The organism is Saccharopolyspora sp. NPDC049357, assembly GCF_040677225.1.
Lineage (GTDB): Bacteria > Actinomycetota > Actinomycetes > Mycobacteriales > Pseudonocardiaceae > Saccharopolyspora.
Genome location: NZ_JBFAQJ010000032.1, coordinates 1 through 18376 on the forward strand (window position 1 = coordinate 1; position 18376 = coordinate 18376).

The 18376-nt window shown below is 69.6% G+C and carries 14 protein-coding genes; 3 read left to right on the forward strand and 11 right to left on the reverse strand.

What is annotated here, in order from left to right:
• The first annotated feature begins 224 nt into the window (after nucleotides 1-224).
• Nucleotides 225-362, forward strand: a complete 138-nt coding sequence (locus AB0J91_RS23625; RefSeq protein ID WP_363785532.1) for a hypothetical protein — start codon at nucleotides 225-227, stop codon at nucleotides 360-362.
• Between the two features lie 51 nt (nucleotides 363-413).
• Here AB0J91_RS23625 and AB0J91_RS23630 read toward each other — a convergent pair whose 3' ends face one another.
• From AB0J91_RS23630 to AB0J91_RS23640, 3 genes are read right to left on the reverse strand one after another with little or no spacing between them, the layout of a single operon-like run.
• Nucleotides 414-1253, reverse strand: a complete 840-nt coding sequence (locus AB0J91_RS23630) for a carbohydrate ABC transporter permease (RefSeq protein ID WP_363872582.1) — start codon at nucleotides 1251-1253, stop codon at nucleotides 414-416.
• Nucleotides 1253-2185 carry a sugar ABC transporter permease gene (locus AB0J91_RS23635; protein WP_363872585.1) on the reverse strand — a complete coding sequence of 311 codons (933 nt, stop codon included), beginning with the start codon at nucleotides 2183-2185 and terminating at the stop codon, nucleotides 1253-1255. The genes AB0J91_RS23630 and AB0J91_RS23635 overlap by 1 nt, the downstream gene beginning before the upstream one ends.
• The gene (locus AB0J91_RS23640; protein WP_363872588.1) at nucleotides 2131-3465 is read right to left on the reverse strand and encodes an extracellular solute-binding protein; all 1335 of its coding nucleotides are present in this window, start codon (nucleotides 3463-3465) and stop codon (nucleotides 2131-2133) included. The genes AB0J91_RS23635 and AB0J91_RS23640 overlap by 55 nt, the downstream gene beginning before the upstream one ends.
• A gap of 121 nt (nucleotides 3466-3586) precedes the next feature.
• Between AB0J91_RS23640 and AB0J91_RS23645 the strand changes: the two genes are divergently transcribed.
• A complete protein-coding gene (locus AB0J91_RS23645) occupies nucleotides 3587-4801 on the forward strand; it encodes an ROK family transcriptional regulator (RefSeq protein ID WP_363785522.1) in 1215 nt (404 codons plus the stop codon).
• A 222-nt stretch (nucleotides 4802-5023) separates the two neighbouring features.
• Here AB0J91_RS23645 and AB0J91_RS23650 read toward each other — a convergent pair whose 3' ends face one another.
• The 8 genes from AB0J91_RS23650 to AB0J91_RS23685 all read right to left on the reverse strand — a co-directional run bounded on the left by AB0J91_RS23650 (nucleotide 5024) and on the right by AB0J91_RS23685 (nucleotide 16324).
• On the reverse strand, nucleotides 5024-5893 hold the full coding sequence (locus AB0J91_RS23650) for an SGNH/GDSL hydrolase family protein (protein WP_363872591.1): 870 nt from the start codon (nucleotides 5891-5893) through the stop codon (nucleotides 5024-5026).
• 205 nt (nucleotides 5894-6098) lie between these two features.
• The gene (locus tag AB0J91_RS23655; RefSeq protein ID WP_363872594.1) at nucleotides 6099-8375 is read right to left on the reverse strand and encodes an oxidoreductase; all 2277 of its coding nucleotides are present in this window, start codon (nucleotides 8373-8375) and stop codon (nucleotides 6099-6101) included.
• A 385-nt stretch (nucleotides 8376-8760) separates the two neighbouring features.
• A complete protein-coding gene (locus AB0J91_RS23660) occupies nucleotides 8761-9504 on the reverse strand; it encodes an amino acid ABC transporter ATP-binding protein (protein ID WP_363872596.1) in 744 nt (247 codons plus the stop codon).
• The gene (locus tag AB0J91_RS23665) at nucleotides 9501-10298 is read right to left on the reverse strand and encodes an amino acid ABC transporter permease (RefSeq protein WP_363786347.1); all 798 of its coding nucleotides are present in this window, start codon (nucleotides 10296-10298) and stop codon (nucleotides 9501-9503) included. Before AB0J91_RS23665 ends, AB0J91_RS23660 begins: the two co-directional genes overlap by 4 nt.
• A 144-nt stretch (nucleotides 10299-10442) precedes the next feature.
• Nucleotides 10443-11228 (reverse strand): basic amino acid ABC transporter substrate-binding protein, encoded by a 786-nt coding sequence (locus AB0J91_RS23670; protein ID WP_363872730.1) that lies wholly within the window; start codon nucleotides 11226-11228, stop codon nucleotides 10443-10445.
• Nucleotides 11229-11768: 540 nt separating this feature from the next.
• Nucleotides 11769-13853: a VanW family protein gene (locus tag AB0J91_RS23675; RefSeq protein WP_363872599.1), complete on the reverse strand. Its 2085-nt coding sequence runs from the start codon at nucleotides 13851-13853 to the stop codon at nucleotides 11769-11771.
• Between the two features lie 88 nt (nucleotides 13854-13941).
• Entirely contained in the window at nucleotides 13942-14262 is a 321-nt protein-coding gene (locus AB0J91_RS23680) for a co-chaperone GroES (protein ID WP_132672051.1), read from the reverse strand.
• 214 nt (nucleotides 14263-14476) lie between these two features.
• Nucleotides 14477-16324 carry an NHL domain-containing thioredoxin family protein gene (locus AB0J91_RS23685; protein WP_363872602.1) on the reverse strand — a complete coding sequence of 616 codons (1848 nt, stop codon included), beginning with the start codon at nucleotides 16322-16324 and terminating at the stop codon, nucleotides 14477-14479.
• A gap of 175 nt (nucleotides 16325-16499) precedes the next feature.
• Between AB0J91_RS23685 and AB0J91_RS23690 the strand changes: the two genes are divergently transcribed.
• On the forward strand, nucleotides 16500-18374 hold the full coding sequence (locus AB0J91_RS23690; protein ID WP_363872605.1) for an arabinofuranosyltransferase: 1875 nt from the start codon (nucleotides 16500-16502) through the stop codon (nucleotides 18372-18374).
• The last annotated feature ends 2 nt before the right edge of the window (nucleotides 18375-18376 follow it).

Sequence of the window (18376 nt, forward strand, 5' to 3'; positions counted from 1 at the left end):
TGTTCCTTGGGCGGGGGGGGCCAGGGTTTGGCGGTGGTATTCTCGTTACCCCCACGTGTCTTAGTGGGACGATACGCGTGGGGTTCCCTGTCGCGGCGCCTCCCCTCGCGAGGGGAGGCGCCGCTTTCGCGTCTTCGACGACGGCCGAGCAACCGACCGCCCATGACGTGCGTCTCATGGATGTCTGCGATTGCGCAGCGGCCCATCGGACGAGGGGGTGTCTCATGGCCGGCTTGGCATTTCTGGTGTTGTTCCTGGTCGCCGCGGCAGCGGTGTACGTCTCGCTGCGGCTCGAGGGTGACGGCGCGACCGTCCCGATCGAGACCGACGACCGCGATCGAGCGGCGTCCGTCGAGCGATGACCCGCGAGGCCGGGTGGCGCGAGAACGACCGCGCGCGACCCGGTCTCCTGCCTAGTTCTTGATGGCCCCGGCCAGGTTGAAGGCTCCGCCGAGGTAGCGGGAGACGACCAGGTAGAGGGCGATGACCGGTGCCGTGTAGAGGATCGAGTAGGCGGCGAGCTGGCCGTAGGCGATGAGCCCGCCCTGACCGAAGAAGGCGAAGACTCCCACCGAGGCGGGCTGCTTCGCCGGGTCGAGCAGCAGGATGAAGGGGACGAAGAAGTTCCCCCAGGCGTTGATGAACGTGAAGATCGCGACCACGCCCATGCCGGGGACGATCAGCGGCAGCACCACCGAGCGCAACGCCTGCATCGCCGACGCGCCGTCGACCCAGGCGGCCTCTTCGAGGCTGATCGGGACGCCGTCCATGAAGTTCTTCGTCATCCAGATCGCGATCGGCAACGAGGTGGCCGCCAGGAACAACGTCGTGCCGAACATCGAATCCACCAGCTCGACCTGCACGAACATGCTGTAGACCGGCACCATCACCGCGGTCATCGGCAGCCCGGAGGCGAACAGCACGAGGTAGAGGAACGGTCGCCGGAACCGCAGCTGGTAGCGCGACAGCGGGTAGGCGCACAGCACCGCCGAGACCACCGAGACCAGCGCCGCACCACCGCACATCAGCAATCCGTTCCACAGTGGACGGACGCTGGTCTCCCAGGTGAGCACCTGGGAGAAGTTGTCCAGGGTGAACGCGCTCGGCAGCTGCGCCGACAGCGGCGCCTCGGCGTCGAAGGACGCGGTGAGCAGCCACAGCAGCGGTGCGAGGAACGCCAGCGCGACCACCGCCAGCACCAGGTGCACCACCACCGACACCGAGCGCCGCCTCGCGACGGTGACTCCGGCCATCACGACCCCTCCTCGTCCGGATCACCGATGCTGAAGGCGTAGAGCACGGCGAACGAACCGCCGATCGCCAGCAGGACCAGGGAGATCGTGGCGCCGTAGCCGATCTCGTCGAACTCGAACGCCGAGTCGTACATCAGCAGCGGCAGCGTCTGCGTCGCCGCGTTCGGCCCGCCCGCCGTGAGCACGTAGATCAGCGTGAACACGCCGATGGTCTGCAACGTGATCAGCATCACGTTGGTGGCGATCGTCCGGCGGATCACCGGCAGCGTGACGTGCCAGAACCTGCGCAGCATCCCGGCGCCGTCGACCTCGGCGGCCTCGGTGAGATCGCTGGGCACCTCGGCCAGCGCGGCCTGGTAGACCAGCATCGAGAACGCCGTGCCGCGCCAGACGTTTCCGAGCACCACCGCCAGCACCGGCGCGTGGTACAGCCAGTCCACGCCTTCCAGGCCCACCGCGACCAGCACGTTGTTCAGGGTGCCCTCGGAGTTGAGGAACGCGTAGATCGCGAACGCCGCGACCAGCTCCGGCAGCACCCACGCGGACACGACCGCGATGCCGACGGCGTTGCGCAGCCAGCGGTTGCGGTGCCGGGTCAGCAGCGCGATGAACATGCCCAGGCAGTTCTGCCCGATCACCGCCGATCCCACGGTGAACACCACCGTCACCCACACCGCGTGCCACAGCGCCGGATCGGCGAACATCCGCCGGTAGTTGTCCAGCCCGACGAACTCCGGATCGCTGGCCGCCGCGCCGGTCAGGGCGGCGTCGGTGAACGAGACGTAGCCGCTCCACAGGATCGGTCCGATCACGAACAGCCCGAGCAGCAGCACGGCCGGAGCCATCGGCGCCAGCCACCGCCGCACCGCCGACATCGTCAGCCCGCCCGGGTGTTGGCCGGTTCCACGATCCGCGAGACCTGCTGCGACCACTGGTCGGACACCTCCGCGGGCGTCCGCCCGCCGACCACGTCGAGCACGGACTTCTGGATCTCCTCGGACACCTTCGGGTACTCCGGCAGCGCCGGCCGGTAGTGGGTGTTGGCCAGCAGGCCGATCCAGAACTGGTTGAGCGGGTTGGCCTCGGTCACCCGGGGATCGGCCGCGGCATCGGCCCGCGCGGGCAGGTTGCCGGTGGCCGCCGAGTACTGCACGACGTTGTCCACGCTCAACGCCTGCTTGATGAACGCGAAGGAGTCGTCGGGCTTGTCGCTGGCCGCGCTGACCGCCAGCGTCCAGCCCCCCGAGAGCGTCACGGTTCCCGGCGCCTGGCCGAACTGGGTGGGCATGGGTGTCGCGGACATGGTCTTCGTCCAGTCCGTCCAACCGGCGTCCTGCCAGTTGCCGGAGGCGAAGCTGCCGTCGAGCCGGATGCCGACCTTGCCCTCGCGGGCCAGCTGGTCGCGCTGGTTCTTGTCGTACTGGGCGTCGGCGATCTGCGGCTTGCTCTGCGTCAGGTTCTCGCCGACCGCGGTGGAGATGAACCCCATCGCGTCGGTGAACCCCTTGCTGGGCACCACCCACTTGCGCTGCTGCTCGTCGTAGAGGGTTCCGGTTTCGGTCCCGTAGAGCAGCATCTCGACGGTCTGCATGCTCACCGACTCGCCCTCCGCCTTGCCCAGCGGCATGTCGATGCCGATCGCGTCGGGACGCTTCTGCTTGATCTGGCGGGCGGCGGCGAGGATGTCGTCCCAGGTGCGCGGTTTCCACTCCTCCGGCAGCCCGACCTCGACGAACAGCTTTCGGTCGTACCAGAGCCCTCGGGTGTCGGTGTCGAGCGGAACGCCGTAGATCCGGCCGTCGGCGGCCTTGCCCGCCTGCTTGGTGGTTCCGATGTAGCTGGAGTTCCAGTCCGGCCACTGGGCGAGCCGGTCGTCCAGGGCCAGCAGGTATCCGGCGTCGACGTCGGAGTTGACGTTGAAGCTGTCCTCGTAGAGCACGTCGGGCGCGGTGGATTCCGACCGCATCCGCAGCTGGAGCTTGGACAGGTACTCGCTCTCCGGTGCCACGACCGGGTCGAGCTTGACGAGCTTCCCGGGATTGGCCTGCTCGTACTGCTGCTTGACGCGTTGCATCAACGCGTCGACCTGCTGCGTGTTGCCGTACCGGTGGTAGGCGACGGTGATCGTGTTCGGGTCCTCGGCGGATCCGCCGCAGGCGGAAAGGCCCAGGGCAGCGGTGAGGATGGCGGCTAACGCGGTTCTCCGGCGCATCTGGCTCCTCCGGCCTGTGACGCTTGCGACTAACCTGAGATCCGGATCACACTCGTGGGCAACATAAGTCCAAACGTTTGCACAAGTCAATGATCTTGCGGGTCTCAACGAGGAGCGCTGCATGACCAATCCGTCGTGGCAAGGCACAAACCTGCCCCGAGTCGGTGGGTTCAACCGCGCGGTCGTGCTGGACACGATCCGCCGCCACGGCGAGATCAGCCGCGTGGAACTCGCCCAGCGCACGGGGCTGACGGCGCAGACCATGTCCAACATCGTGCGGGCCCTGATGGACGACGGGCTCGTCACCGAGAACGGCCACGCCCCCTCCACCGGCGGGAAGCGCCGGGTTCTGCTCAAGGTGGTGCCCGACGCCTACTCCGCCGTCGGCCTGCACCTCGACCCCGAGCGCATCACCGGAGTGCTCGTCGACCTCGCCGGCGGCGTCCGGCTGCGCACCGCCCGCAGGCTTCCCTCCGACGCCACGCCCGCCTCGGTCGCCGCCGCCCTGACCCGCATCGGGCAGCAGCTGGTGCGCCGCTCCGGGCTCGAACCCGAGCGCGTGCTCGGCGCGGGCCTCGCCGTGCCCGGACCGCTGGATCCCGCGCACCGCAAGGTCCTCGACCCGCCCAACCTCGACGGCTGGACGGAGGTTCCGCTCGCCGACCTCGTCGAGGAGCGGTTCGGGCTGCCGGTGGTGATGGACAACGACGCCACCGCCGCCGCGATCGGCGAGCGCTGGTCGGGCTGCGCGCAGCGATCCGGTTCGTTCGTCTACGTCTACCTGGGCACCGGAGTGGGCATCGGCGTCGTGCTCGGCGACCAGGTGCACCGCGGGGTCAGCAACAACGCGGGCGAGATCGGGCACGTGCACAGCGGGGGCTCCCGCGAGTGCCACTGCGGCAAGCGCGGCTGCCTGGAGGCGTACTGCTCGATGCGCTCCATCGTCGCCGACTGGCGGACCGCCATCGGCCGACCCGCGCCCACCTCCGTCGCCGCCGCCTACGACCAGCTGTGCCGCGACGCGGTGGCCGGGGAGGCCGAGGCCCGCAAGGTGCTGCGGCAGACCGCGACCCGCCTCGGCCAGGCGCTCGCCTCGGTGGTCAGCGTCCTCGACGTGGACCGCGTCGTGCTCGGCGGACCCGCGTTGCGGCAGGTCTCCGACCTGGTCCGCAACCGGGTGTCGAAGGTGATCACCGCGCAGGTGTGGGCGCCGCAGGTGCGCCCGGTGCGCGTGGAGAACGCGCTGATCGGCGAGGACGCCGCAGCGGTCGGCGCGGCATCACTGGTGTTCGATCACACCTACTCGCCCCGCCTGAACACGCTGCTGGGCTCCTGATTACCTGTTCATGGCTCGGTTCGCGTGGCGGAGCCGCCTGTTTCAGGTGAGGGACTCAGCTCGCATCGCCGCAGGTTCTGAGCGGCTTCGTGGCGAGTACGCCGCGACGCCGATGTCCACCCCCTGGGTAAGCGGAACACATCAGGAGCGGCGCACGGAGTCCACGGAGCCGCTCAGGTTCTGCCACTGGCACCGCCACGCAACGAAATACCTGAACAGCGGCTAGGCCGTGGGAACGCGGCCTAGCCGCGAGCCCGACACCGCATCGGCGACGGCGTTGCCGAAGGCCGTCATGCCGTTGGCGTTGGGGTGCAGGGGAGCGGCAAACGAGGTCGGCACGACGCCCTCGAAGTACTTGTCCTGCGGCGCCTGGCAGACGTCGTGGCCCTCGCTGATCGGACCGAGGTCGACGAACGTCGCGCCGTGCGCACGAGCCCGCTCACCGAGCCGCGCGCTCAGACGGTCCACGGTGGACTGGATGTAGTCGGCGTCGCGCGCCCACATCGGCTGCTTCGGGTAGCAGCCGCCCGGGGGCAGGTAGGTGCCGTAGCCGACCACCACGACCTGCGCGTTCGGCGCCCGGTCGGTGATCTCCTCCAGCGCCTCGTCGAAGTCCGGGGTGAACTCGTCGATCCGCTCGGCCAGCTCGTCGCCGTTGGCGGTGAAGCTGTCCGCGCAGGACGAGCCGACCGGCTCCGGGAGCGCGTTCAGGCACGACACCGCCGCCTGCACCAGGGAGACGTCGTTGCCGCCGATGGTCACCGTGACCAGGTCGGTGGTCTCGCTCAGCGCGTCGTACTGCGGCGAGAGCACGTGGTGCTGGCGACCGGAGAAGTCCTCGGTCTCCGCCCCGGAGCACGTCACGTCCTTGAGCTGCGCGCCCAACCGGGCCGCCGCGACCTGCGGGTAGTTGCTCGTCGAGCGGAAGCACAGCAGGTTCGGGTCCGGGCCCGGCACCAGCGGGCCGGCCGCCGCCGAATCCCCCATCGCCACGTACTCGAACGCGTCCTCCTGCGCCCCCGCGGGAACTCCCGCGGACATCAACGCCATCACGCCGACACCGGCGAGCACCGGCAACCGCAACCCCACCACGAAGACCTCCCGAGCCGATCAAGGCGACCAAACTCCTCGATCTGAGCACGAGATCGGCCCGCAAAACCCGGATTCCACCCGCACGGAGGGCAGGAATCCCCCGAAGGGGCGGGACTTTTCGAATTTCGCGCGAAGTTCGAGTGCGAAAGTTCGGGCTCGAATTTCGCGCGAAATTCGAATCCGCCCACCCCGGCCGGGTGAGGGGTCACTGGATGTCCCGGCGGAGGGCTCTGGTGATGCCGGCCGCGACCGTGGTGGCGAGGATCCAGCCCGCGGCGATGAGCGCGACGGTGATCCACTGCGACGGACCCTGGGTCCGCCACATGACGTCGTGGCCGAGGTTGATGATCGGGACCAGCTGGTCGACGGTGTAGAGCAGCGGGCTCCAGTGCGGGTGGTCCTCGTCGTTGACCGGTTGCAGCGGTCCGTGCACCGAGAACCACGTGGTGCCCGCGGCCGTGAGCAGCACCAGCCAGATCAGGGCGCGCAGCGGCCGGTAGCCGTAGCTGACCGTCGCCAGTTGCAGCAGGCTCCACAACCGGACCGGCGGGCGGAACGCGGGCCGGGTCGAGGCCGCGATCGCCTTGTAGCGGTGGCGCTGCTTCTCGATCAGCACCGTGACCGCGTGCTCCTCGTTGCCGTTGCCGCTGAAGACGTGCGCGAGCTGGTCGTAGGACCCGGGCTGGTAGCGGTCGCCGGAGTTGGCGCGCAGCCAGGCCAGCCGCTCCTTGACCTTGTCCGCGTCGGTGGGTTCGACGCTGTCGGTGAAGTTGTCGTAGCTGAAGTCCTCGACGTCGACTCCGCCGCTGGCCTCCCACAGCCGCGCGTTGTCCGCGAGCAGCTCGCACTGGGCCTGCCGCAACAGGATCCGGCCCTTCGGCGGGTCCTCGACGCTGAGCGTCAGCTCCTGGGCGACCAGGCCGAACCCGTTGATGGCGTTGCGGCTCAACCCGTCTCCGAGCCGAGCTCCCCAGAAGTTGGCCTGCCTGCCGATCTCGCTCCGGCGCAGCTGCACCTCGCCTTCGGCCACGAACGGCCGGACGCCCGAGGCGCACACCAGGTCCCGCGCGATCCGCGCTCCGCGCAGGTCCACCGAGGGCTTGTAGGCGAGCTTGTGGCGGTGCCAGGCGGGTTTGGTGAGTTCGCTGGCCCGCAGGTCGAGGTTGGCGCCGATCGAGGCGCCCTGCAGCTGGATCGACCCGCTGATGTCGGCTTCCCGGCAATCGAAGTTGCTGCCGACGGTCATCCGGCTCGCCTGCAGCACATCCGTCCGCGCGCCGGTCAGCCGAGCCCGGTTGAGCTGGAAGCTGCCGTGCACCTGGACGTCGGTCATCCGCCACTCGCCCCAGACGTTGACCCGGCCCGCCGCGAGGTTGCCGCGGATCTCGGTGCCGTCGATGTGCAGGGCGCGCAGCGAGCGGTCCACCGCGGCCCGAGCGGACTGCGCCCAGGTCAGGTCGATCTGAGCGCCGGACAACCGCAGGTCCCCCTCTATGCGGGCGCTGACCATGCGAATCGTCCCGCCGCTGCGGAAGTTCTCGTCCATCTCGACGTCGCCGTGCACGTGGCTGCGGTCGGCGATGAGCGTGCTGGTCGGGTCGTCGTAGGGCGACTCGCCCCGCCTCGGCGGGCTCATCCCGGGCTCCAGCACGGCGTCGCGCATCCGCAGATCACCGGCGATGGTGGCGCTCGGGATGAACACCAGCCCGGCCACGGTGAAGGACTTCCCGGTGTTCGGGTCGGCGTCGCAGCGCAGCGAACCGCCGAGCTGGATGCCGTTGGCGTTGAGCGCCAACCGGCCCCGGTTGCGCAGCGTGGCACCGGCCAGCGTGAGGTTGCCGCCGATCTTGGCGCCGGGGATGCGGATCTCGCCGGCGACGCTGATCCCCATGGCCAGCATCGCCCCGGCCACCGTCAGCCGGTCGGCGTAGATGGCGCGCCGGCCGGGGTTGTTCAGGTCGCTGCCGTTGAGCAGCAGCGAGCCGCCGAGCTCGGCGTCGGCGAGGTCGATGACGCCGTTGCGACTGGTGCAGTGCAGCAGGTGGGTGTCGCTGGTGGTGCGCAGGTTCCGAGCCTGCATCCCCGGCAGCAGGCAGTTCCGCAGCACCAGTCCGGCCAGCGACGCCTGCCGGACGTCGGGGGCTTCGAGGAACCGGCAGCGGACGAACTCCAGCAGGTAGGGCAGTTCGGCGGCGCGCAGTTCCAGGCAACCGCTGATCACCGCGTCCTTGATGAGGATCACCGGCTGTTGCCGGGCCTTCCTGGTGAAGGGCCGCCAGCTCGCCTCGTCCGGCGAGTCGATCAGCCGCCGCGTGAGGAACTCGCCGCGGATCTCCTTGTCCGCCTCGAACTCCTCGGCCAGCACGTCGAGCGGTTCGCCTTCCGGCGTCTCCGGTCTGCCCTGCCGCAGCAGCTCGTCCACTCGTCGCTCGGCCGCGGTCAGCGGACCGTTGCCGTTCTCCCTCACCTTGCCGCTAGGCACCCGTAGCCCCCGAAACCGCGTGACGCGTTGTCGATCATCTACCTATTAGGACGTCTGACCACGACATGAGGTTTCGCCCCGCACCAGAAAACACCGGGATGGCCTACTTGACCTCCCGTTCCACGTGAAACGACCCCGGCGTGTCGCACACCAACACGCCAGGGTCGTCCGAAGCCCAATTGCACAAGCCCCACGTCAGGCAAGCACCGAAGGTGCTTTCTCAGTGCCCCACCTGAGCAACCTGCAGCGCCGGGGGTTCTCAGACGTCCTCTGGGGAGGACAGCCGCAGCGCCGCGTATTAGACATACTCAAGTCGCGGATCCCGGAGCCAGAGGACGTCTGAGGTTCCCCCACCCGCACCGCTACGCAAGATGACCACGGATGTCTACAGCGGGTCCAGCACTCGGGCTAGGAAGGTGCGGGTGCGCTCCTCCTTCGGGTTGCCGATGACCTCGGCCGGCGGGCCCTGCTCGACGATGCCGCCGCCGTCCATGAACAGGACGCGGTCGGCGACCTCGCGGGCGAACTGCATCTCGTGGGTCACCACCAGCATCGTCATGCCCTCGTCGGCGAGTTGCCGCATCACGCCGAGCACGTCGCCGACCAGCTCCGGGTCCAGCGCCGAGGTCGGCTCGTCGAAGAGCATCACGTGCGGGTTCATCGACAGCGCCCGTGCGATCGCAACCCGCTGCTGCTGACCGCCGGAGAGCTGCGCGGGCATAGAACCGGCCTTCTCGGAGAGCCCGACCTTGGCCAGGTTCTCCTCGGCGACCTTCTCCGATTCCTCCTTCGAGCGGCCCAGCACCTTGCGCTGCGCCACCGTCAGGTTCTCCAGCACCGACAGGTGGGAGAAGAGGTTGAACTGCTGGAAGACCATGCCGACGTGACGCCGGGAGCCGTCGAGGTCGGTGTCCGGGTCGGTCAGCTCGGTGCCGTCGACCGAAACCTTGCCCGCCGACGGCTCTTCCAGCAGGTTCACGCAGCGCAGCAGGGTCGACTTGCCGGACCCGGACGGCCCGATGACGCACACGACCTCGCCGCGCTGGACCTGCAGGTCGATGTCGCGCAGCACTTCCAGCGAGCCGAAGGACTTGCTCAGCCCGGAGAGCTCGATCATCACGTCGCTCACTTGGTGGCCCCCTTGGTCCGGACGCCGCCGAACTTGCGCTCCAGCAGGTCGGAGACGCGCGACAGCGGAATCGTGATGATCAGATAGCACAGACCGGCGATCAGGATCGGCGTCAGCGACTGGTACTGGTTCAGCGCTCCGCGCCCGAACTTGGCGAGCTCGTACTGCCCGACCGACAGACCCAGCAGGTAGATCAGCGACGAGTCCTTGGTCAGCAGGATCAGCTCGTTGGTCAGCGGCGGGAGGATGATCCGGAAGGCCTGCGGCAGCACCACGGTCACCATCGTGCGGCTCGACGACATGCCCAGCGAGCGCGCCGCCTCGACCTGCCCCTTCGGCACCGCCTGGATGCCCGCCCGGATGGTCTCGGCCATGTAGGCGGCGCCGACCAGACCGAGGCTGAGCATCACGGTCGAGAGGTTGTTGAACTTCAGCCCGAAGGCGATCGGCATGCCGTAGCCGAACGCGATGAACACCAGCAGGGCGGGAAGTCCGCGGAACAGCTCGATGTAGCCGGTGGCGATCCACCGGTAGGGGGCGACCGGCGACATCTTCATCAGCGCCAGCACGATCGCCAGGCCGAGGCCGAACGCGAAGCCCACCGCGGTGTAGATGAGGGTGTTGAGCAGCGCGGTGGTGATCACGTCGGGGAACTGCGCCTTGGCGACCTCGATGTTGAAGAACGCCCGGCCGATCTGGCCCCAGTCCGCGATGAAGATCACCAGGGCGAGAACCACGACCAGCACCGCGTACTGGATTCCGAGGTTGAGCCGCGCCCGCTGTCGTCGGCCCATGCCTGCCTTGGGCCGCTCGATCTCGGTTGTCATCGACTTCTCTCCATGTGTCCGGCGGGCTACCGCGACGGTGTGCGCGGCCCCGCTGCACCGCTCGGGGCCGGCGTGTTCGACGCCGGCCCCGAGATGCCACGTATCAGCGGGTCACTCCGGCTTCTTGCCGAACCACTTCTCGTAGATGCGGTCGTACTCACCGGACTGCTTGGCCTTGGCGAGCGACTCGTTGACCTTGGCCAGCAGCGCGGCGTTGCCCTTGCGGACGCCGATTCCGTACTTGTCCCCGGTCACGAACTCCTTGGTGACCTCGGTGTCCGGGTTGTTCTTGGCGAAGTTGTAGAGCACGCCGTTGTCGTTCACCGCGGCGTCGACCTGACCGGTCTTGACCGCGGTCTGCTGCAGGGCCAGGTCGTCGAAGTCCACGACCTCGTAGCCGAACTCGGCCTTGTGCGCCTCGGCGTAGTCCTTGCCGGTGGTGCCGACCTGCACGCCCAGCTTCTTGCCGCGCAGCTGGGGCAGGTCGGTGATGCCCGAACCCTTCTTGACCATCAGGGCCTGCTCCGCGTTGAAGTACGGGTCGGAGAAGTCCAGGTTCTGCTTGCGGGAGTCGGTGATGGTCATCGCGGCGGCGGCCACGTCGCACTGGCCGCTGTTGAGCGACTCACCCGACTGGATTCCCTCGTCGAACGGCGCGTCGACGATCTTCTGCTGCACACCGAGGTCGCGCGCGACCAGGTCCACCAGCTCGACGTCGAAGCCGACGATCTTGCCGCCTTCGCCGGGGAACTGGAACGGCTCGTAGGGGAGGTGGGTGCAGGTGGTCAGCGAACCAGGAGCGATGAGGCTCAGTTCGCCGCCGCCTGGGGCACCGCCGCCCGTCGTGGATTCGACACAACCTGTCACTGCCACAGCCAGGGTCAGCGCGGGCAACATTGCCAGCGCACGGAGGGTCCTGCGACGCGCCACGATGTAACTCCTAGTAGGTGAGAACGCGGGTGCTCGAATGGTGCCACTCGATCGGACGTAAACCCAATACCTCGTGTTGCGAATCCATCAAGTTCGTCGAAATCCGCGATCAACCCGGCGGTCACCGCGCGGCAAACCTGCCTCACCAGGACTGGCCGAGCGAAAGGATTTCCCGCGCTCGCACCGCTTTCGCACCAGAACCACACCCTCCCCACCAGGCCGAACCCCGCCGACCTGTGGCCACCACCACGGCCCGAGCCCAACGCGACCACCACGCACAGTTGCCGACTCGCAGCGCTGAAGAGCGATATGTCGACATCCCGCCACTCCCGGGGGCGTGGTCCCGCCGGCGGTGGCCAGTGGCGGTTCTGGTCCGAACTGTCCGGACGAAGAGGACTCTGATCATGGGCGTTTCGGACCAGAACCGCCCCGTGGTGCGATGTCGACATGTCCCCATGACGACGAAAGGGCCCCTCCCGGAACGGGAAGGGCCCTCGTCGTCACTGATCAGCGCGGTGGTGGTGGCGGTGGGCAGTGGATGATCGGCTGCGGGTTGTACTTGACCTTCTGGTTCTCCGTGCGAACCTGGCCGGTCGTGATGTCCCGGATGGTGCGGGTGTCGACGACGGTGAAGCCGGGCGTGCCCTTGCTCGGGCTGCACGGGCCGGTCGGCGGGCCGGGCTTCTCCATCGGCGGCGTCGGTTCGGTGCGCGGGCCCGTCGACGACTGCACGTCGAACTGCTTGGTGCCCCACAGCTTCACCTTGATCGACGACGGAGTCCACTCCGTGGTGATCATGATGCCGCTCTTGGCGACGTTCTTGAACTTCACGTCGATGATGCTCTTGCCGTTCGGTGACTGGAACACCGTCGCCTCGCGACCGGCCGGGTAGCGGCTGATGTAGTAGCTGTGCGCCTTGTGCTCGACGTCCTGCATGCCCGCGAAGTACGAGGCGTTGTACAGCGTGGTCGCGAACTGCGAGATGCCACCGCCGACCGCCTTGCCCGGGTGGCCGTCCTCGATGATCCCCGACTCCACGTAGCCCTGCGGGACGCCGCGCGGTCCGGTGTAGCCGTTGAGGCTGAACGTCTCGCCCGGACGCAGGATCGCGCCGTTGACCTGCTCGGCGACCCGGCGGATGTTCACACCGGAAGCCGGTTCGAAACCGCCGGTCTGGAACTCGCCGACGACCTCGCGGATGCCGAGCTGGTTGGCCTGGTCGGTGGTGAACTGCGCCGGTGCCGGCACGTAGACCGCCTGGACCGCGCGCTGCTGCGGCTTGCGCAGCGTGTCGAGCAGCGGCGCCAGGCTCTTCTCCCAGTCGACACCGACGCCGTCCTCCGACGGGTGCACGACCGGAGCGCCGTTCTCCAGCTTGATCTCGGCGTTCTTGCCGGGCTTCATGGTGTCGCGCAGCTGCGGTTCGATGGCTCCCACCAGCACGGGACCTTCGAGGCTCGCCTTCAGGCCGCCACGACCGTCGGGGGTGAAGCGCAGCGCCTCGGCGATCGCCTCCGGTGCCAGCGTCGCGTTCTTGCCCTGGCCGCGAACGGTCACCGGGGAGGCCACGGCCGGCTCGGCGATCTCGTGCAGCGCCTTCTGCACGCCCTCGCGGGTGGTGCTCACCGGGAGCTGGGTGACCGGCAGCGAGATCGGCCGGCCCTCAGCCCACTTGGCCTGCACCGCGTCGGCCGCGTGCTGGATGTCGAGGTTCTGGCCGGGCACCGGGTTCACCGGGATCGGCGTGGTGCCCTCGAAGCGGATGTCGCCGTCCGTGGGCTCCAGGCCCAGCTGCGGACTGACCTCCTGCAGCGCCGCCACCAGCTGCTCGCGGTCGCTGCGGCTGACCGGGGTCACGTCGTGGGTGCTGAACAGGGAGCCGATCCGGGTGAAGGGGTTCAGCGGCTCGTCGTCGGCCTTCTTGACCGTCTCGGCCCAGTCCATCTGCAGCCCGACGTCGTCGGGCTTGACGGTGGCGCCGCGGTCGCCGACCTGCAGCCGGACCGGTTTGTCGAGGCCGGGTTCGAGCTCGTCGCGGAGCTTGCTCTCGGCGGCGGCCGGGTCGAGGGTGCCGACGTCGACGCCGGCGACGACGGTGCCGCGCGGCAGCGATCCGCTGGTGAACAGCAGGTCGCCGACGTAGAGCAGCACCAGGGCAGCGGCGGCGGCACCGGCGATCAGGCCGCCCTTGAGCAGCTTCTGCCGCTTCTCGTCGGCGGGCGTGGGTTCGTCGGAGGTGTTCCAGCTCAGCTGGCTGCCCCCGACACCGCCCTGCTGACCGCCGAACATCTGCGTCGCACCGGGATCGGTCTGCTCGGCACCGTGGTAGGCCGTGGGTTGATCGGAGCCGACGGCGGGGATGGTCTGCGTGGCGCCGATGGGGAAGCCGCTGAAGTCCCCGGGCAGCGCGGCGATCTGCTGGGTGCGCTCGCTGTCCGACTCCGGCGCGGGTGATCCGCCCTGGCCCTGGGGGTCCTGGACGGGCCAGGCCTGCGTGGTCCCGGTGTCGGACGCGTGCTGCTGGCCCGAGTCGGTGCGCAGCCGTTCGGTGGACGGGTCCGCACCAGTGCGGTTGTCGTGGTTTTCCGGCACCGCTTCCCCTTCTCCTGTCGGTCGTGCGGTGGGGGCGTGGAAGTGCTCGCTCGCCCGCTCTGGCCGGGGTTCCGGCTCGGGGCGCCGATTACAGGTACAGGCCCGTGCCCTGCTCGGTCTGTTCCGTGGCCACGGCGTGCAGATCCCGCTCCCGCATCACCAGGTACGCCTGCCCCTGGACCTCGACCTCGAACTGCTCGTCGGGGTTGAACAGGACCTGGTCGCCGACCTTGACGGTCCGCACGTGACTTCCCACGCCGAAGACCTCTCCCCAGATCAGCCGCTTGGCCATCTGCGCGGTCGCCGGAATCACGATGCCGCCGCTGCTGCGGCGTTCCCCGGATTCAGCAGCGATGCGCACCATGACCCTGTCGTGCAGCATCTGGATTTCGAGCTTGGCATCGGTCACCCGAAAAGTTTACTTGCCACCGCCGGGTGACCCCGGGGCCAGGGGGCCCTCAAAACACGGCCTTGACCACGCGATTCGCGATTCTCCTGGGCAACGCGCGACGACGGGGCCGCCCTCAACTGAGAGCAGCCCCGTCCACATCCCGATGACCTGGGGTTTCGAGCTCAAATACCAGATAGGTCTCAATTCGTCCCAGCCGTCCCAGCAGTGCCTGTCAGGCGTCGAGACCGCCCATCACCAGCGGCAGCCGGTCCGGGCCGCCGGCCGAGATCGTGATCGGCACGCCCCAGTCCTGCCGTGTCAGCCGGCACGCGGGGTGCTCGACCTCATCGTCGTCGTCGCAGCTGGCGGCCTGAGCGACCACGTGCAGGACGCCCTGCTCGATCCCGTCGGCCAGCACGAGACGACGGGTCAGGTCGGTTCCCACACCCGCGCCCTCGACCAGCAGGTCCTCCGGCGTCGAGGTGATCTCCAGGCGGGTGGAGGGCCCGTAGCGCTCGTCGAGCTTCGTGCCCGGCGGCGGCGTGAACACCACCGCGAGCTCCACCTCGCCCGAAGCGATCTCGGTCGCAGGCCGCTTGACCTGCTGCGACGCACCGCTGATCAGCTTCGCTGCCAGGCCGGGCGGAACCGGGCGCTCCAGCCGGTGGGCGGCGGAGGCGACCACGATCAGCTCGCCGTCGACGACGGTCGCGCCGGAGGGCTCGGAGACGTCGGTGGCCAGCGTCGACACCTCGTCGGTGGCGGGCTCGTAGCGACGGATCGCGCCGTTGTAGGTGTCGCAGACCGCGACCGAACCGTCCGCCAGCACGGCGACGCCCAGCGGGTGCTGGAGCAGCGCCTCGCCCGCCGGACCGTCGGCGTGGCCGAAGTCGAACAGGCCGGTTCCCACGGCGGTGCGGATCGCGAAGCCGTCGCCGTCGGCCTCCACCCAGCGCAGCGCGGAGGTCTCCGAATCGGCCAGCCACAGCCGGTCGCCGCCGTCGGCGAGACCGGAGGTCTGCGCGAAGAACGCCTGGTCAGCGGCACCATCGCGCAGTCCTTCGACGGTGGTGCCCGCGAACCGGCGGACCTCGCCGGTGTTCGGGTCGAACAGGCCGAGCGTGTGGTTGCCCGCCATCGCGATCACCACGCCACCGGCGGGCTCCCACCAGGCGACGTCCCACGGGCTGGTCAGCGGTGTCTCCAGCGCCGGGCCGCTGTCGGACCCGTCCCGCCACTGCTCGCCGGTGCCGGCCAGGGTCGTCACCGCGCCGTCGGAGAGCCGCAGGCCGCGCAGCAGGTGGTTCACCGTGTCGGCGACGACCACGTCGTAGCCGACGGCCGCCGCCACTTCCTCCGGCAGCGCCGCGAGCCCGGCGGGTTCGGCGAACGTCGGCTCGACGCCGTCGGCGCGTCCGCGCTCACCGGTGCCGATGCGGCGCACCACGGTCTCGCCGTCGGACTCGAACTCCACCAGCGAGTGGTTCGCCGAGTCCGAGACCAGCAGGTTCCCGTTGTTCAGCGCGATGACCTTGCCGGGGAACCGCAGCGTGGTCTCCGGCGCGGGCGGTGGCACGTACGGGCCGTCGCCGCGGTGCAGGGTGCCCTTGGCCTCGTGCTCGGCGACGACCTCGGAGATCACGCTGCGCAGCGCCTCGACGTGGCCCTCACCTGCGGCGACGTGCACGACGTAGCCCTCGGGGTCGATGACGACCAGCGTCGGCCACGCCTTCACCGCGTAGTTCTGCCAGGTGGTCAGCTCGGGGTCGTCGAGCACCGGGTGGTGCACGGCGTAGCGCTCGACGGCGGCGATCAGGGCGTCCGGATCGGCCTCGTGCTCGAACTTCGGCGAGTGCACGCCGACGGTCACGACCTCGTCGGCGAACTCGGCTTCGAGCGGGCGCAGCTCGTCGATCACGTGCAGGCAGTTGATGCAGCAGTAGGTCCAGAAGTCCAGGACGACGACCTTGCCCCGGAAGTCCTGGAGCTGGAGCTCCTTGCCTCCGGTGTTCAACCACTGCCGTCCCACCAGCTCGGCGGCACGAACCCGACCCCGACGTTTCTGCTGCTCAACACTCACAACAGGAGTCAACAACACCCCCACGACGACTGTTCCCAGGGGCCGGGGTCGTTGAGTCGCGCCTCACTGCCGCCTTCGGACGGCAACAGCACCGGACCGCTGGGGCGATCGGGCGGACGAGGGACTCCGTTTGCGAGCTCGGGATGCGGGCGTGACCACCTAAGGTCACTTGATCGTGGAACATTCGGCTGCGCAGGGGTGCCTTCGGTCGCGGTCGGCGGTGCGGCTGATCGGTGAGCTGGGGGCGGCGGTCGTCGTCGCGGCCGCCACGAGCCTGGCGGTGCAGCTGCCGATCGCGCGGTTCGGGCTCAGCGAGCCGACCGCCCTGCCGGAGGTCGCGGCCACCGCCTGCGCGGTCGTCGTCCTCGCGCTGCTGCTCGGCGTCGCGCTGCTCGACGTCGCCGGCCGCAAGCTGGTGCCCGCGGTGTGGGTGGCGCTGTCCGCGCTGGTCACCTCCGTGCTGGCGTGGCCGCTGGAGCCGACCCGGCTCTACTACGGCGGCACCTCGATCGACCAGATGTTCCGGACGCAGTACCTGACGCGGCTGGCGGACTCGCCGGTGCTCGCGGACATGAACTACGCGGATCTGCCGCCGTACTACCCGGCGGGCTGGTTCTGGCTCGGCGGGCGTTTCGCCGAGCTGACCGGGATGCCCGCCTGGGCGGCGTTCAAACCGTTCGCGCTGATGACCGTCGCGATCACCTCGGTCGTCGCCTTCGTGCTGTGGAGCGCGGTCCTGCGGCGGCGGATCGCGGTGCTGGCCGCGGTCGCCACCGGCCTGTCGGGGTTCCTCCACGGGTTCGACGAGCCGTACGCGTGGATGGCGGCGGCCTGGCTCCCGCCGGTCGCCGTCGTGGCCTGGCACCTGCTGCGCTGCCGGGCGCACCGGCACGCCCGGGCCGTGATCGGCGTCGGCGTGTTCCTCGGCTTCGCGGGACTGACCTACGCGCTGCACCTGGCGTTCGCGACCGCCGTGGTCGTGACGATGGCGGTCGTGCTCGCCGCGCGGCGGAGCCGTCCCCTCCGGGAGCTCGCGCCCCGCGTGCTCGGGATCGGCGCGGTCGCCGGGGTGGTGGCGCTGATCTGCTGGGGTCCGTTCCTGGTGGCGCGGCTGAGCGGGGCGCCCTCGGCGGGAGCGGCGAACAACTACCTGCCGCCGGAGTCGGTGCCGCCGTTGCCGTTCCTGGAGCCCTCGTTGTTCGGGGTGCTGTGCCTGGCCGGTTTCTGCTGGTCGGTGCTGGCCTTCCGGCACAGCGAGGTGGCCGCGGCGCTGCTGGTGCTCACCGGCGTGGTCTACCTGTGGTTCGGGCTGTCGACGGTGGCGGTCGCGGCGCACACGACGCTGCTGGCGTTCCGGGTGGCGGTGGTGCTCGACGTGGCGCTGGCCGTGGCCGGTGTGCTGGGGATCCTGGAGCTGCGGCGGCGGGTCCAGCCACTGCTGCCGGAACGCGTGCGGGTTCAAGCGGCGGCGCTGACGTTCCTGCTGGGACTGGCCGGCGCGGTCGGCGTCGTGGAGACGGCGTTGACCTCCGAGATCGCGGAGGCCGCCGAGCCGGCCCACACCGACTACTACCCGACGGGGAGCAACGCGCAGCGCCAGGACGACCCCGCCGTCGACGGCGCCTGGCACGACGACCTGCTGCGCGCCGTGCGCGAGACGACCGGCCGCGAACCCTCGGACACCGTGCTGCTGACGGACCACTACCCGCTGCTGTCCTTCGCGCCCTTCTGGGGCTTCCAGCAGGAGACCCCGCACTACGCCAACCCGCTGTCCCGGTACGAGGACCGCTCCGCCGAGATCTCCCGGTGGGCCCAAGCCGGTGATCCGCGCAGGCTGCGGGAGCTGCTGCGACGCGGCGAGTTCGCGCCGCCGAACGCGTTCGTGCTGCGGCGGCGGCCGGACGGCCTGCACATCACGCTGTCCCACGACGCGTTCCCGCACCAGCCCAACGTGCAGGTCTACGACGTGCGGTTCGACCCCGCCCTGTTCGACTCGCCCGGGATCGTCCGGCAGGACGTGGGCCCGTTCGCGGTGATCGGGGTGCGCTGAGC

Bases quoted from the DNA above. Each gene is read 5' to 3' on its own strand.
- AB0J91_RS23625 (WP_363785532.1), top strand. From the start codon at position 225: ATGGCCGGCTTGGCATTTCTGGTGTTGTTCCTGGTCGCCGCGGCAGCG.
- AB0J91_RS23630 (WP_363872582.1), bottom strand. From the start codon at position 1,253: ATGGCCGGAGTCACCGTCGCGAGGCGGCGCTCGGTGTCGGTGGTGGTG.
- AB0J91_RS23640 (WP_363872588.1), bottom strand. From the start codon at position 3,465: ATGCGCCGGAGAACCGCGTTAGCCGCCATCCTCACCGCTGCCCTGGGC.
- AB0J91_RS23645 (WP_363785522.1), top strand. From the start codon at position 3,587: ATGACCAATCCGTCGTGGCAAGGCACAAACCTGCCCCGAGTCGGTGGG.
- AB0J91_RS23665 (WP_363786347.1), bottom strand. From the start codon at position 10,298: ATGGGCCGACGACAGCGGGCGCGGCTCAACCTCGGAATCCAGTACGCG.
- AB0J91_RS23670 (WP_363872730.1), bottom strand. From the start codon at position 11,228: ATGTTGCCCGCGCTGACCCTGGCTGTGGCAGTGACAGGTTGTGTCGAA.